Below are 14,637 nucleotides of genomic sequence, written 5' to 3'. Positions count from 1 at the left end.
AAAAAAATAAAATGAAAAATATAATGCTACTGCTCCTGTTAAGTGTAATGGCCCTGGGCACCTCAGCACAGCAACCGGCCGGGCAGGTATACCAGGACACCGCCAGACTCCATGGTGATAGTATCGTGTTTCCTTTAACCCTGGTGAATGCGTACCCGTTCGTGTCAGTAGAGGTGAATGGTGTTCAGGGAAAGTTCATGTTCGATACCGGGCTTAATTCAGATCTTGAAATCAATGACAACGCGGTGGACCTGCCGGGCAAAAAAGCGGTTAAAACTGGACAGGTAGGCAGCGGCCAGTCCTTTATGCTAAATATCAATGACACCATCGCCCAGGTCAGGTTCAAAAATGGATTGACGTACCAGCATCTTCGTCATATCACCAGTGCTAATTTCGATTTTCTGCAACGTAATATTACCCCGGACTGTATCGGGTATATTGGCCACCATTTCTTTGACGGGTATATATTTAAGCTTGACTATTTAAAAAGAAAGCTTACGTTTTACAAAGCCACGGATCAAAGAAAAACGGTAAAAGATTTTTTAAACGGCGAAAAGGTGTTGGCCATCCTTCATTTTGAAACCAGGCGGCTGCCCAATCACCCGATGGTCCGCGTAAGAATTGGAAACGTTGATTTACTGGGATCTTTCGACACCGGCCAATATGGTTTGATCCAATTGGACAGCGAGGCGGCGAAAACACTTGAAGCAAGCTCCCTGCTGATCCAAGACGGAAACGATAGCAATGATGACCCCATTGTTAATGTGAACGACATTGTCCTGGATGGGAATTTTCAAACAAGCCTGAAAGGCATTTACCCGTTCACCTATGAACAAACCGCTCCATTCCGGAAAGGCATGCAAATAAGGGAGGCCAGCTACATCTGCTTTGGATACCGGTTCTTTGAACAGTACAAAACGGTTTGGGACTATGAAGAAAAGAAGATCTACGTTTTGGCGCAATGATAACGCTGTTGACAAATCGCTCAAACCTGGTCAACGGTTCAAAATACGTCCCATCCCGGGTATTGAACGGAACCTCCCCGTTTTTTTGAAAGGGCTCATCGAAATCGATGCGCCCTTTTTGTAGCCCGGAAACGGCCACACTGACCGGGTGTTCCAAAAACAGAATGCCACCAGAATCACACAATATCATTGCCTCCAAAAATTAACAGTTATGATCAGGAAGATTGCCGGCCTTTGCGCCGGCTGGATGATGCTGGCAGGTATGGCAATGGCACAAGACAATTATGAAATACAGGTGTATGGCTCCCAAACGGTAAACAAGGGTTATACCATGGTGGAGCTGCACAGCAATTATACTGCAGATGGAGAGCGTACCTACAAAAACGATGTACTGCCTACACAACATATGTTGCATGAAACCGTAGAGATCACCCATGGCTTCACCCCCTGGTTTGAAGTAGGCTGTTATTTCTTTAACGCCATCGGCGATATGAACCGGACCAATTATGTAGGGAGTCATATCCGTCCGCGCGTACGGGTACCAGACAGCTGGCAATGGCCCGTAGGCGTAAGCCTCTCCCTGGAAGGCGGCTTTCAGAAAAGAGCTTACAGTGAGGATGACTGGAGCATGGAAATACGGCCCATTGTAGACAAGCAACTGGGCGATCTGTACCTTTCTTTTAATCCCACTTTCGACAAATCCTTCCATGGTATCAATAAAAACCAGGGCTTTGAATTTGCACCCAATTTCAAGGCCGGCTATAACGTCACCAAAACCATCGCACCCGGTATTGAATACTATGGCGGCTGGGGTGCCCTGAACAATCTTCCCCCGTTCTATAGGCAGGAGCACCAGCTCTTCGCAGCGGTAGACCTGAACGTATCACCCGTCTGGGAGATCAATGCCGGCTTCGGGTGGGGCCTTACCAGCGGCACAGACGACCACATTTTTAAATTAATACTTGGCCGCCGTTTTCATTAGTTGATCATTATCGTGTGAAAAGCTAGTTTCTGGCAGAAATCAATATATGTGGCGGCCCCATGTTTACTGCGGGCCATGGCTATTGCTTTATCCTACTCCATGAAACGTAGGTCATTGGCCGCTGCAGTTAAATCCCACTTGGGATAAAAATGAACCCACTCACCGCCCCTGCCGGGTCTCCCGGATGCGGCCCGCACCAAGATCACACCCCCCGTTGACCACCGTCATACCTGCTTCGCTCCACCGTAATTAGCTTTACCCTAAATTCCAACCCATGGCCAGAAACATTGGGACGCTCGATCAGGCCATCCGCCTGTACATAGCGCTCATGATAGCATATGCCTGCTACATGCACCTGCTTACAGGTACCGCCGGCATCGTATTGGGAAGCTGGGCTACCGGTATGGCAGCCATTACCCTTACAGGCTATAGTCCATTTTATCACTGGTTAGGCATTAATACTTGTCATCAGGTGTGAACCTGGTTTAAAAATCACTAAATCTTGTATCATGAAAAAAGCACTCCTGGTGACTGATGGAATGCATAACATCAGCAACGCCTTTGATTTCATCAGCCGCATGCACGCCGTAAGCCCACTCATGCTGGCGGGCGCCTTCCTGGCCCAGATGGATGTGGCCAATACCTGGACCTATGCATTCCCCGAGGGGGCCATTTACAGCCCTCCTATTGACGATGATGAGGTAGCCATTATAGATGGCAACATCGAAGATTTTAAGCACCGGTGCGATGCCCGTGGCATCCGCTATCGCGTGCACCGGGAGCTCTACAAAGAAGCGCTTCCCACGCTCCGGCTGGAAAGCCGCTTTGCGGACATCCTGTTTATGTGCAGCCAGGATTATTATAACAGCCTGTCCAATAATGTACCCAGCGACTACATGCGTGACATCCTCCATGATGTAGAATGCCCCGTGGTTTTAGTGCCCGAGCAGGCCCATTACCCTGAATCAATTGTGCTGGCATACGACGGCAGCCGGTCTGCAGCTTATGCCATCCGCAGTTTCGCCAATCTCTGCCCACAATGGACCAAACTCCCGGCATTCCTGGTGTATACAACCCGCGACAAGCCGGATGAAATTCCTTTCCAGGAGTACGCAATGGAACTGGCCCATGCTCATTTCCCCCAATTGTCCACTTACAGGCTCACGGGTGAAAGCGGGGATGATTTTTCCGACTGGCTGTCACGGCGGGAAAACCCGATCCTGGTAACCGGGGCCTTTGGGCGATCTGGCCTGTCGCAGCTGTTCCGGCGCAGCTTTGCCGCGGCAGTAGTAGCGAATAAAAAGATCCCGGTGTTCATTGCACATCAATGATTAAGATGGATATGTTGTCTCAAAGGAAGCTTGTTAAACAGCAGGCTTCTTTTGCTTTTATCAAGTCCCTGCCAGAGGCTTGTATTAAAAAGACCTGGAAATGATATCCGTCAAATACCGTATTGACCGGCATCACTTATACATCACTGGCAAGTCATTGGGCACATAGCCATCCCAATTTAATTTACCAAAAAAATTTCTGATCATGAAAGCACTTGTATATCACGGTCCCGGCCAGAAGGCATGGGAAGAAAGACCAAAACCTGCGCTGCAGGCCCAGACAGACGTTATCGTAAGGATCTCCAAGACCACCATCTGCGGCACGGACCTTCACATCCTGAAAGGCGATGTACCGGAAGTAACGGATGGCAGGATACTGGGGCATGAAGGGGTAGGCATTATTGAAGAGGTAGGTAATGGCGTAACGAACTTTAAGGTGGGTGACCATGTATTGATCTCCTGCATCACATCCTGCGGGAAATGCGGCTATTGCAAGCGGGGAATGTACTCCCATTGTGAAGATGGTGGCTGGATATTAGGCCACCTCATAGATGGCACCCAGGCAGAATTGGTGCGTATTCCCCACGCAGATAACAGTCTCTATAAGATACCGGCTGGCGTGGACGAAGCGGCGCTGGTAATGCTGAGCGACATATTACCTACGGGCTTTGAGTGTGGTGTACTGAACGGGCAGGTAAAGCCCGGCGACACCATCGCCATAGTAGGTGCAGGGCCCATCGGCCTGGCTACGTTGCTCACTGCGCAGTTCTATGCGCCTGCATCGATCATTATGATAGATATGGATGTACACCGGCTTTCCGTAGCGTTAGATTTTGGCGCCACGCATACGATCAACGCCACCGGTACGGATGTACTGGCCGCCATAAAGAAACTCACGGATGGCCGGGGAGTAGATGTAGCGATAGAAGCCGTAGGTACCCCGGCCACGTTTGAACTTTGCACGACGCTCATTGCACCGGGTGGCCATATCGCCAATGTAGGTGTACATGGCAAGCCGGCTACCCTTCACCTTGAAACACTCTGGGCACAGAATGTCACTATTACCACGCGCCTGGTAGACACGATCACCACGCCCATGTTACTCAAGTCTGTAACAGCCCAACGGTTAAAGCCGGCCCAGTTGATCACACACTATTTTGCGTTGAACGATATCCTGCGGGCTTATGATACCTTTGCCAACGCCGCGCGCGAAAAATCCTTAAAAGTGATCTTGACAGCCTGATAAAAAAAAGCGGGCCTGAGCGGCCCGCTTCCCTTTACTTTATGCAAATAACCGGTGGGCGTTCCCCAGCCTGTTCAGGTGTTCTTCCGATAACAAACTACCATACGGATGCAGTGCATCTGCCACCGCGCAGCGCATACCAAATTCAGCCGCCTGCAGCATGTCAGCGCCTTGTTCCAGCCCATGCAGCAAACCTGCCAACAGGCTGTAAGACTTTCCAGTGATCTTGCCCGGTGCCACTATAGCGGGTGGCAACAATAAGCCCACATGAGCACCTGTAAGCAACACCCCTTGTGTGCCGAGCGTTACCAGCATCCATTCCGTCATACCTGCCTCAATCAGCGCATGGCAGCTCCTGCTGATCTCATCCGGGGTAAGGGCACTTGCGTTAGAAAAGCCGCAAAAGGAATGATAATCCGTTTGAACCAGGAAACTGCCGGCATGCAATGCATCCTTCAATCCCGGGCCGGTTACCTGCAACATAAGTTGCGCCCCTTTGCGGCATGCCATATCCTGTAATTGCAGCCATATGTCATCCGGTAGCCCGGAAGGCAGATCACCACTAACCACCAGCCGTTTTATCTTCGCCAGGCCTTCCAGGTATTGCAGCAGCTGCGTACATTCACCGGGGTACACCATCGGGCAGGGTGGCGCCAATATAAACTGCTCATGGCTGTCATGCACATTAATGATCTCCCGTTGTTGGGTGGCATTTCGCTGATGGACAACGCGGCCGCCTAAACGTTCTGCCTGCAACAGGGACGTCAGTAATAACGCATTTTCACCACCTGCCAGGTAAACGGCATGAGATGGCGAGCCTAAAAGCCGGAGGGTGCGTGACACTTTTATTCCACCACCACCGGCATTGTAACTGGCTGTACTGCAGTGTAGTACACGGCCTCCCTCCATCCGGTTCAACGTGGTGCGCTTTTCAATGTAAGGAGCCCATGTTAGCGTGACGATATCAGACATAAATACGCAAATTAATGTGAGGCACGTGGCAGTTCCGGTGTTAAGTTTTTAACCGGTTGTTCCACCGGGGGTTGCGCGGTACACTGGTGGCTCCTCCCGCCTATTGCATTTTGTTCTCTTAGCGGCAGGTAACAGGTATCCTTGGTACTGAAATAGCAATTTTTCCCCTTCCGGAATATTTCGACGGTCAAACCAAATAACTCCATGAATTCCCGCTCCAATTGTTCAACAGTCTTACTATCATCCACGTCTATCCAACCGAAACTATGCTGCATGCGGATATCATCAATAGGCGTTTCCGGGGCCACCTCGGAACCCACCTTCTTGTCTGCGCCCATAAGAGGGAAATGGATCTCCAGGAATGGAAAGGCTTCCCGGAAGCGCTGCTGGACATTTTGCACCAGGTCTTCTTCGCTGATATAGATTTTCATAACCTTCTTTTTAGAACATTACTAGGTGAACATCCTAAAGGTAACCAGCAGCAAGGCCTCCTGGCAATGACGTTGACCACTTACCCACCTGATGCATATCACTTATCTCACCTGTACGCGGCACCGCATGGGAAGCACAGGCATATTTCCCCAGGGCAGCCCAAAAGCGCCTTTCCGTGCGGCTAAAAATTATACCGGCCAGGCTGTAAGGAGGTTTACAGGATCTGTCCCTGCTTACCAGTGCCGTCTTTCCATCTTTGCAAACGCGGCAACATGTCCATTGCCTGTTTTATTACATTCCCGGGCAGCTGTTGCTTTTTCATCTCCTCTTCTGCTATCTTCTTCATACGATCCAGTGTCATATCAGGATCGGTGAAATGTCCATTCTGATAGCAGTATTTGCAATAGAGATCGCTTTTTGATCCATTTGCTTCAGTCCCCCTGTCTTCCGGGTTCTCAATCGGGAGCGTACAGCTCTGGCAAAATCTTTGAAGGTTCATGTGAGTAGAGTTTTAGCTGAAAGAATCACTTGCTTCATAAGTCAAGTTCACGATTAAAAACGCTCGGCACCGCACGTGTAATCTATCTCCAGTTCGCCTGAAAAATAATAACCGAGAAATATACCTGAACTCCCCTTTCCACCAATGATGGTGGGTAACCCAAAGGAATTATAGGCCACTGCCGCCTGGCGGTTATTAATACTATAATCCCGGTCGATCAACTGCCAGATGGGGTGCATACGGTGCGGGTTCGTATGTGTGTCATAGGATGTATAGGTTACACTGTCCACTCCCCCGGTACCCGTAAGAGACGTCGCCACCAGGTTTCCCTGCGGGTTATAATAATATAAATCTGTGTAGACGGCCGGATAGGGACGAACATCAGTTTCGATCACTTTTATGATCCTGCCATATATATCGAAGGTGAAATCTGAAGCCCTTACGCCAAAAAAAACCGAATCTGGTAACGGTCCGTTACCAATAATTCCGAAAAGATAAACAGAATCCGTCCTGGGCAGATAGCTGTAATTGCCATCATTATACTCATAATGATGCCATGTTTCAAACGTAGCGTTATCGCTATATGCCCCGATAATGTCCGTGAGCCTATCTCTTTTATCATACCTGAAGAAATAATTGGGAGCGCCGGTTCCAACCCGCGTCCTGGTCATGCTAATAGGATTGCCCTTACCGTTGTACGAAATCATAACGGAATCTTCTCCAAGTATCTCTCCTTTCAACCCGGTGATCTGACAACCGGTTGGATGCGGGTAGGGAAAACGAACCTTCTGGCAGCCATCTAAAACAAGTGCGCACAGTAATAATCCGCAGACCGGGGTAAATAAACTTTTCATAACCATCTTTTTTCAAGGTTTAAAAACAACGATTACCCATACCATAAACCCTGTCTTCCACTAGGGCTTACGTTTATTTTTCCGGAAGTAACCTTTCAACAGGAAATTATGACGGACCGCTTCAAGGTCCTCTTCCAGCTTACTCCCGGAGTTTTTGAGATGTTGTATGATCACACGTACGTCGCTGGCCGTGCTTTCATCGTTTAATATCAGCCCGGCCACACTGGTAGTATCCAGCAGGCGGCCACCAACCTGCGCCAAGCCAGCAGATAAAGGGCTTAGCTGTTCAGCGAAACTGTTTGCCCTGTTTATGACCGATTTCAATTCGATAACGGCAACTCTTACAGAATCATACAGCGTAGTATCCGCCAATAACCGATTAAGAGAAGAGCCCTTATCATTGGCCCTTGCGGCAAGGCTTTCAATGTTTGTCACCGCCCGGCGCCCATCGGCCGACAGTAACCGGAAGTTCGTCAGGGCAACCCGGAGATCACTGGCCATTCCAGAATCGTTCACCAGCGCTGCAATCGTCCCTTTTCCATCCTTTACCTGCCTTGACACATCCCTGATGTTGCTCGTGATCTCCAGCAGGTTCTTGTTGCTCATTTGCAAGGTCGCCAGCATATCTTCATTTGTAATCGTATCTTTTTGCACCGCGAGATATGCATCGTTCTCAATGCCTGCTGCCTGAACCGATCCGCCCTCTATGATAACGATCTTATTCCCTAACAGGCCATCGCTTCCGATCTTTGCCGTTGCGTCCTGTTTGATAAAAGACTGGGCTTTTCTTTCAACACTGAGGGTAACCTGTACCCTCGAAGGCGCCAATAATTCAATGCGCTTCACCGTGCCTATTTTCACTCCATCGAACCACACATTGTTGCCTTCCTTTAAGCCGCTTACCTCTTTAAACTCAAGCCGGATGTAACATTTCCGTCCAAAGGCCTTTCGCTCGCTGCCCAGTGTAAGCACCGCCAGCACAAAAATCACAATTGCCAGCATCACAAATATCCCGACTACAAATCCGTGTCTATGTTTCCTTGCTTCCATTTCAATCCTGTATAAAATTATAGGTATAGAAGCCCGCTATATCCGGGTCGTTTGTTTCAAAAACCTCCTTGAAGCTTCCAATGCGTTTAAATACACCATCTACCAGGACAGCAATACGGTCCCCGGTGTGCTTTGCGCATGTAAGGTCATGTGTTATAATAATAGAACTGGTCTGTCGCTTCTTTTGTACCTCATTTATAAGATGTATAATTTCTACGCTTGTAATGGGATCGAGCCCGGATGTAGGCTCATCGTACAGCATGATTTCCGGCTGTAACATTAATGTACGCGCAATACCTGCTCTTTTGCGCTGCCCACCCGACAACTCCGCCGGCATCTGGTCGATGGCGTCGAGCAACTGTACATCTGACAATACAGTTCTTATTGCCTCGTCCACCGTCTTTCTATCTATATTCTTCCGGCTGCGCACAAAAGGAAATTCAAGGTTCTCCCGTAGGGTCATACTATCATACAATGCACTTCCCTGGAACAGGAATCCCATTTTTAACCGCAGGTCATCCAGCTCCCTGATTGTCAATGCGGATATATCCCGTCCCAAAACATCCACTTCGCCGCGGTCAGCAAACATTAGTCCTGCTATGATCTTTATCAGCACCGATTTCCCGCTCCCCGACCTGCCAAGCACCACCACATTCTCACCTTTCTTAACATCCAGGTCAACACCTTTTAACACACCATGTTCTCCAAATGACTTAACCAGGCCTTTGATAGAGATCTCTACCTTCCCCGGATCGATGTATGGCGCTTCTTTTCTCATAACGAACGTATTGCATCAACGATTTGAACAATGATCATTTCTTCAATGAAAACAAGGAACATCGACACCACCACGGCCGAATTTGCGGCCTTCCCCACTCCCTGCGTCCCCTGTGTGGTATGATATCCTTTATAACAACCCACGACCCCAATTGTAAACCCAAACACCAGCGATTTTACGACGGAGGCAGAGATATCCAGGAATGAAATGCTACTGAATGCATCGCTGATATAGTTCCTGAAACTGGTCATCTCATTATTGTACACATTGAGGAAGGAGCCGAGAATACCTACAAAGGCATTATAGATCATCAGCCCAGGCAACATAAGTGTAGTAGCTACGATGCGACTGACCACCAGGAATTTAAACGGCTTTACACCGGAGACCTCCATTGCATCAATCTGCTCTGTAACATTCATTGATCCCAGTTCCGCCCCAATGTTGGAGCCTATTTTACCGGCAGCAATCAATGCGGTGATCAATGGTGCCAAAGCACGGATAATAGCAATACCGATGAGGGAAGGCAGCCACGATGTTGCGCCAAACTCGGCAAGCGACGGGCGTGATTGTTTAGTAAAAACGATCCCTGTAATAAAACCGGTAAGCGAGATAAGTGCTACGGACTTGTATCCAATATTATAGCACTGCCTGATAATCTCTTTAAACTCGTAGGGCGGCAGGAATACCTCTTTAAAAAAACGTGCAATGAAACTATAAACATCATACACATCTTCAAATTTTGCCCTTATTTTTTCCAGCGATATCGCAGTGTTGCTCATATGGGTCCGATTTAAGCGTCTATCCGGCAATAACAAAAATAAGCGACTGATATGGGCATTTGAATGACCCACATCACTTGAATACATGATGGTAATTTCGGCATCACCACAATACCCGGCCCCTGGCGTCAAGGTCATATGGAATGCTGACGATCATCATCGGCGGCCAGCCCTCATCCGGTTAACTTTACTTAAAAATCATCCATATGCAAAAAATATTATTTGTCACAGACGCTCTTTGCCTCCGCGAAAAGTCGGTTGAATTTGCGGCCTATCTCTGCAAGTTGTCCCACTCCAGCCTTACTGCCATATTCCTGGAGGACACCCTTTTTGATACGCGCACGGAGCATACAATCCGCGCCTGCGCAATGGAAGCCGGCGTCACCCTGGATGACGCGCCGGTGGAAACCATGAAAAGGAGGAGTTGCGCACAAAATATAAAACGGCTGCGCGCCGCCTGTGCAACACAGGAGATCACCTGCAACATTTACCGTGAATGTGGGGAACCGGTAAATGAAGTTATCCGTGAAAGTGTCTGCGCGGACTTTATCCTTGTAGATGCGGATACTTCGTTCCGGAATTCGCCGGACCCGGTGCCTACCGGTTTTGTAAAGGAATTACTTAACTATGCCCAATGCCCCGTGATCGTGATGCCGGAAAGTTTTGAGGGTATACAGCAACTGATCTTCACTTATGACGGCAAACTGTCTTCCATATTCGCCATCAAGCAATTCACCTACCTTTTCCCGGACCTTAACCGGCTTCCGGTTACACTGCTGACCATTGACGCAGATAATAAGATAGCACCTGAGGATCTCCGGCGGCTACAGGAGTGGCTGGAAGTGCATTATACCAATATCACCTGGATAAATTATGAAACCAGTGTACGCGCCGGCCTGATGGAAGAACTGATCTACAAACATGGTGCATTCATCGTGATGGGTGCCTATGGCCGGAGTGTCTTCTCAACTGCCTTCCAGCCCAGTCATGCCAAACAGGTACTGGAACTGGTAACACAACCCGTATTCATTACACACAATCATTGATCTATGAAAAAGATCATCGTGGCCTTTGACGGCCTTAAATTTTCAGACAATTCACTGCAATACGCACTGATGCTGGCCAAAAGCATGCCGGCCCACGTGGTAGGCATTTCCCTTGAAAGCATGCTGTACAACAGCCTGGCGCCTTACGAAATCCTGCATCAATACACCGGGAACGATGAGGCAGACCGGGTTATCCAGGCAGATACCGCCTGCAGGGACGCCGCTATCGACTATTTTGAATCTGCCTGCAGGAATGAGGGGGTGACCTGCACAGTGCACCGCGACCAGCGCTTTGCCATGGATGACCTCCTGCGGGAAAGTGTATATGCAGACCTGCTGGTGATAGACAGCCGCGAAACGATGTCCGTTGAGAAAGAGAACCCTCCCACGGGCTTCATACGCCAGCTGCTCACGGAAGTGCAATGCCCGGTATTCCTGGTCAATGAACAATTCGTGGACGTGGATAAAGTGATCATGCTGTTTGACGGTTCGCCATCTTCGGTACATGCTATCAAAATGTTCAATTACACGGTACCGGCACTGAACCTCCTGCCATTGGAAATACTAACCGTGAATGCCACCCACACCGGCAACCACACACCTGACAGCCATCTCATGAAAGAATTCATGAAAAGACACCATCCTAACGCCCGCTACACCGTACTGCAGGGACATGTAGAGGAGACGATCCTGGATTATCTCAAAACCCAGCCGTTTAACACGCTCATCGTCATGGGGGCGCAACAACACGGCGGCCTCTACCGTCTTTTTCACAACCAGCTTTGCAATACGCTCATCAGGCAGGTCAAATGCCCGTTGTTCTTATCCCACTGCTAACAACTATAATCAACAGCAGGAAAGCGGCTACCTCCTCCAAGGCAGCCGCTTTCCTATTTGGTACCAGCATCCCGCACACATTGATCCACTTTAGCGGTCGTATTGATCATGATCATCGGTATTAAGAGCCTACAAGCGTACCTTTTGAGTAATTCATATCGTAATACGCTAAAAATACTATGTCATGGAAACAGAAACCTATCCCATTTACGTGGAGCACCGCGGTGTTCATTACGAACTGCCGGTAGAGATCAGGACAGACGGCGACTGCCGGAGTATTAGTGTACTGGTAGATGGTATGCATATTTTCTTTTCGCGTGATGAGCATGACGGGCTGAAACCAGCATGCCATGGCGATCTTGACCCTGACCTGCTTTACTGCATTGGCCGTGCCGTACAGGAGCAGCGGCCTACTGTAGCCCGGGACAACTTTTAAGGGATATATTCCGGCATTTCATCCACGCCTAAATTGCATAGCCATGAAAAAAGCGCTATTGGTAACTGATGGCCTTCATGACATCAGTCACATTGGAAACTTTATCATACGCTTGCACAGGGAAGCTCCGATCTGTTTAACAGCAGCCTTCCTTCCGCAAATCGTAATCGCCAACACCTGGACATATGCCTATCCGCTGAGCGCACTCTACGTGCCACCCATCGATGAAAATGATATTTCCAGCGTTGATGATACCATTGCCCACTTTAAGCAGCTCTGCGCTACCAATGGTATTGAAGCCAAAATATGCAGGGAGCTAAAAAAAGATGCATTGCCTATTGTCCGTCGTGAGAGCCGCTTTGCAGACTTCCTGCTGCTGAATAATGCTGACTATTATAACAGCCTTTCTTTCAGCACGCCCAACGACTACCTGCGCGAAACCCTCCATGCAATGGAGTGTCCCGTAATATTGATACCAGAAGAAGCGGAATATCCTGAAACCGTGATATTGGCCTATGACGGCAGTGCCTCCTCGGCATACGCCGTCCGTAGTTTTACCACGTTATTTCCTCACTGGTGCGAGCTGCCTGCCATGTTGATCTACCTGAGTGAACAAGGAGACAAGGATCTACCTTACCAGGACAAGATACTGGACCTGGCCAGGGCACACTTTCCCAACCTTACGGTACAATGTATCAGCGGAAAATCACCTAACGAGGATGAACAATGGTTAAAAACAAAACGGCCCATACTGGTCTCCGGCTCCTTTGGCCGCTCGGGGCTTTCCCAGTTATTCCGTCGCAGCTTTGCAGCGTCCCTGTCTGAAGGTAAAAAGATCCCATTGTTTATCGCCCATCAATAATACCTGTTGGTCATATTCCAAAGTCATCATTATGAAACAGCAAACAATCCGGCGTATTTTCCGTCACCAGTATAAAAAATTGCTGACCTGCCTCCAAGCTATGCACCCCGGTTATACGCCGGAAGCAGTCCATACATTCCGCGTACAGGTAAAAAAGTTCCGTGCGTCCCTTCACCTGCTATCTGCCGCGAGGCCTGGCCACCGGCCTTATAAGCTACCCAAAAAACTTAAAGCAGCCTATACCATAGCCGGCCGCATCCGGACCTATCAACTCCAGGCAACGATGATCAACGCACAACAGGGGCTGTCTGATTACGCAGCCGACATTGATGCGCATGTACTGCGGTTACAAGCCATCGCCGCCATGCAGACCTATTCTGTAAAAAAACTTAAACATGCGTTCACCCAGTTAGAGAAACGCCTTCCTCACAAGGTTTCAGGCCGAGATATGGAACGTTTTTTCAAGAAATGCCTTCAACCATTGCAAAACGATCCGGTCGCTCCGTATGCGATCCACCCCTTGCGCCAGGGCCTCAAAGACCTGCAATACAACCTGGCTGCGTTTGAACATGATCTGCCGGCGTACCGGGGGCCGGCATCGGCCATAAATGCAGCAACGCTCAGCACTTACACTGACCTGATCGGGCAATATTTAGATAGCCATGTATACCTGCAGCTCATCCATAGTGACCGGAACATTTATCCCCCTGCAGGAACCACCCGGCAGCGTTTACAGCAACTGGAAAAACATTGGCTTACCGTGCAGCGCCAGCTTTACCGGCAATTAATGGACACCTTGCCCGGCCTGGGAAAGGCCGTTGCAAACGAGCAGCCGCCTGCCACTACAGACGCGCAGCCGCCGGCAGCCAGCCAGCAACTTATTTAAAGGTTCTCAACATTTCGTTATACAGCTCCGTTCCTCCCCAGTTGCCCGCTACCATCAACCTGCGGATCGTATACAATCCCGGTGTTTCGCCTGGTTTCCCTGCCAGCTGAAATGCGGCTTTATATTCATATTGTTTTACGGCACTTACGGCAGCTTCGTTCCACGCGCCGAACGGCCATGCTAAATATACCACCGGCTTCCCGGTGATGTGCTCCAGTGCCTGCTTAGGTTTTCCAAGTTGCACTGGCCAATCCTTTACTGTCTGTGTCCGGCAATCGGGATGATCCCAGGTATGCGCGCCGATCACATGCCCATGCGCGCTCAAGGTGGCAATTTGCGCTGCAGACAAATAGCGCGGTTTACCGATCGTTACTGTCATAATAAAGAACGTGGCTTTGTATCCCATGCTGTCCAGCAGGGGCGCCACCAGGGTGGCCTGCTCCTGGTTTCCGTCATCGAAGGTCAGCAATACTGGTTTGTCCGGCAATTTTGCCGCACAGCAAAGATGATCATACAACTGGTCGGGCGATATCACATGAAAATTACTGTCTGCCAGCATCTTCAATTGTGCGCGAAAATTATGAAGGCTGATGCTGTAGGCCGGTGCGTGTCCTTTCATGTCGGTATATACATGATGATAACAAAGTACCGGAATTTGCCGGCCTTCTTCCTGCCGGATGGGGGC

At 49.3% G+C, this 14,637-nt stretch carries 18 protein-coding genes; 10 read left to right on the top strand and 8 right to left on the bottom strand.

Translation table 11 applies throughout. From position 1 onward, the window contains the following. Positions 1-23: 23 nt before the first annotated feature. The 5 genes from DCC81_RS10085 (at position 24) to DCC81_RS10065 (ending at position 4,521) form a co-directional block, all read left to right on the top strand. Positions 24-965 carry a hypothetical protein gene (locus DCC81_RS10085; protein WP_133177626.1) on the top strand — a complete coding sequence of 314 codons (942 nt, stop codon included), beginning with the start codon at positions 24-26 and terminating at the stop codon, positions 963-965. A gap of 211 nt (positions 966-1,176) precedes the next feature. Further along, positions 1,177-1,947: a hypothetical protein gene (locus DCC81_RS10080; RefSeq protein WP_205686286.1), complete on the top strand. Its 771-nt coding sequence runs from the start codon at positions 1,177-1,179 to the stop codon at positions 1,945-1,947. Positions 1,948-2,221: 274 nt separating this feature from the next. Next, positions 2,222-2,425, top strand: coding sequence for a YgaP family membrane protein (locus tag DCC81_RS10075; protein ID WP_108686399.1), 204 nt, complete (start codon positions 2,222-2,224; stop codon positions 2,423-2,425). A 31-nt stretch (positions 2,426-2,456) separates the two neighbouring features. Next, positions 2,457-3,278 (top strand): adenine nucleotide alpha hydrolase family protein, encoded by an 822-nt coding sequence (locus DCC81_RS10070; protein WP_108686398.1) that lies wholly within the window; start codon positions 2,457-2,459, stop codon positions 3,276-3,278. Between the two features lie 205 nt (positions 3,279-3,483). Next, positions 3,484-4,521, top strand: a complete 1,038-nt coding sequence (locus tag DCC81_RS10065) for a zinc-dependent alcohol dehydrogenase family protein (RefSeq protein WP_108686397.1) — start codon at positions 3,484-3,486, stop codon at positions 4,519-4,521. 39 nt (positions 4,522-4,560) lie between these two features. Here the strand turns inward: DCC81_RS10065 and DCC81_RS10060 are convergent, their stop codons facing one another. The 7 genes from DCC81_RS10060 to DCC81_RS10030 all read right to left on the bottom strand — a co-directional run bounded on the left by DCC81_RS10060 (position 4,561) and on the right by DCC81_RS10030 (position 9,885). After that, positions 4,561-5,493 carry a 1-phosphofructokinase family hexose kinase gene (locus DCC81_RS10060; RefSeq protein ID WP_108686396.1) on the bottom strand — a complete coding sequence of 311 codons (933 nt, stop codon included), beginning with the start codon at positions 5,491-5,493 and terminating at the stop codon, positions 4,561-4,563. Positions 5,494-5,504: 11 nt separating this feature from the next. Then, entirely contained in the window at positions 5,505-5,924 is a 420-nt protein-coding gene (locus DCC81_RS10055; protein WP_108686395.1) for a hypothetical protein, read from the bottom strand. Positions 5,925-6,139: 215 nt separating this feature from the next. After that, complete coding sequence (locus DCC81_RS10050) at positions 6,140-6,424, bottom strand: zinc ribbon domain-containing protein (protein ID WP_108686394.1); 285 nt, start codon at positions 6,422-6,424, stop codon at positions 6,140-6,142. Between the two features lie 53 nt (positions 6,425-6,477). After that, positions 6,478-7,278, bottom strand: coding sequence for a hypothetical protein (locus tag DCC81_RS10045; RefSeq protein ID WP_133177625.1), 801 nt, complete (start codon positions 7,276-7,278; stop codon positions 6,478-6,480). 60 nt (positions 7,279-7,338) lie between these two features. Further along, the gene (locus DCC81_RS10040) at positions 7,339-8,328 is read right to left on the bottom strand and encodes an MlaD family protein (RefSeq protein WP_108686392.1); all 990 of its coding nucleotides are present in this window, start codon (positions 8,326-8,328) and stop codon (positions 7,339-7,341) included. A gap of 1 nt (position 8,329) precedes the next feature. Then, positions 8,330-9,106: an ABC transporter ATP-binding protein gene (locus DCC81_RS10035; RefSeq protein WP_108686391.1), complete on the bottom strand. Its 777-nt coding sequence runs from the start codon at positions 9,104-9,106 to the stop codon at positions 8,330-8,332. Continuing rightward, positions 9,103-9,885, bottom strand: a complete 783-nt coding sequence (locus DCC81_RS10030; protein ID WP_108686390.1) for an MlaE family ABC transporter permease — start codon at positions 9,883-9,885, stop codon at positions 9,103-9,105. Before DCC81_RS10030 ends, DCC81_RS10035 begins: the two co-directional genes overlap by 4 nt. 206 nt (positions 9,886-10,091) lie before the next feature. On the opposite strand from DCC81_RS10030, the gene DCC81_RS10025 reads away from it, so the two are divergent. The 5 genes from DCC81_RS10025 to DCC81_RS10005 all read left to right on the top strand — a co-directional run bounded on the left by DCC81_RS10025 (position 10,092) and on the right by DCC81_RS10005 (position 13,952). Continuing rightward, the gene (locus DCC81_RS10025; RefSeq protein ID WP_133177624.1) at positions 10,092-10,931 is read left to right on the top strand and encodes a universal stress protein; all 840 of its coding nucleotides are present in this window, start codon (positions 10,092-10,094) and stop codon (positions 10,929-10,931) included. 3 nt (positions 10,932-10,934) lie between these two features. After that, positions 10,935-11,768, top strand: a complete 834-nt coding sequence (locus DCC81_RS10020; protein ID WP_108686388.1) for a universal stress protein — start codon at positions 10,935-10,937, stop codon at positions 11,766-11,768. Between the two features lie 184 nt (positions 11,769-11,952). After that, entirely contained in the window at positions 11,953-12,204 is a 252-nt protein-coding gene (locus DCC81_RS10015; RefSeq protein WP_108686387.1) for a hypothetical protein, read from the top strand. A gap of 112 nt (positions 12,205-12,316) precedes the next feature. Further along, positions 12,317-13,066 (top strand): hypothetical protein, encoded by a 750-nt coding sequence (locus DCC81_RS10010; RefSeq protein WP_165806524.1) that lies wholly within the window; start codon positions 12,317-12,319, stop codon positions 13,064-13,066. A 31-nt stretch (positions 13,067-13,097) separates the two neighbouring features. Further along, positions 13,098-13,952 carry a CHAD domain-containing protein gene (locus DCC81_RS10005; protein WP_108686385.1) on the top strand — a complete coding sequence of 285 codons (855 nt, stop codon included), beginning with the start codon at positions 13,098-13,100 and terminating at the stop codon, positions 13,950-13,952. On the opposite strand, the gene DCC81_RS10000 is transcribed toward DCC81_RS10005, so the two are convergent. Further along, a complete protein-coding gene (locus DCC81_RS10000; RefSeq protein WP_165806523.1) occupies positions 13,945-14,571 on the bottom strand; it encodes a polysaccharide deacetylase family protein in 627 nt (208 codons plus the stop codon). The two genes, DCC81_RS10005 and DCC81_RS10000, sit on opposite strands and share 8 nt — an antisense overlap. Positions 14,572-14,637 lie beyond the last annotated feature (66 nt).

It is taken from the genome of Chitinophaga parva, assembly GCF_003071345.1.
Classification (GTDB): domain Bacteria; phylum Bacteroidota; class Bacteroidia; order Chitinophagales; family Chitinophagaceae; genus Chitinophaga; species Chitinophaga parva.
Note: the sequence above shows the minus strand (reverse complement) of the source record. Positions and strands in the feature narration are given on the sequence as shown.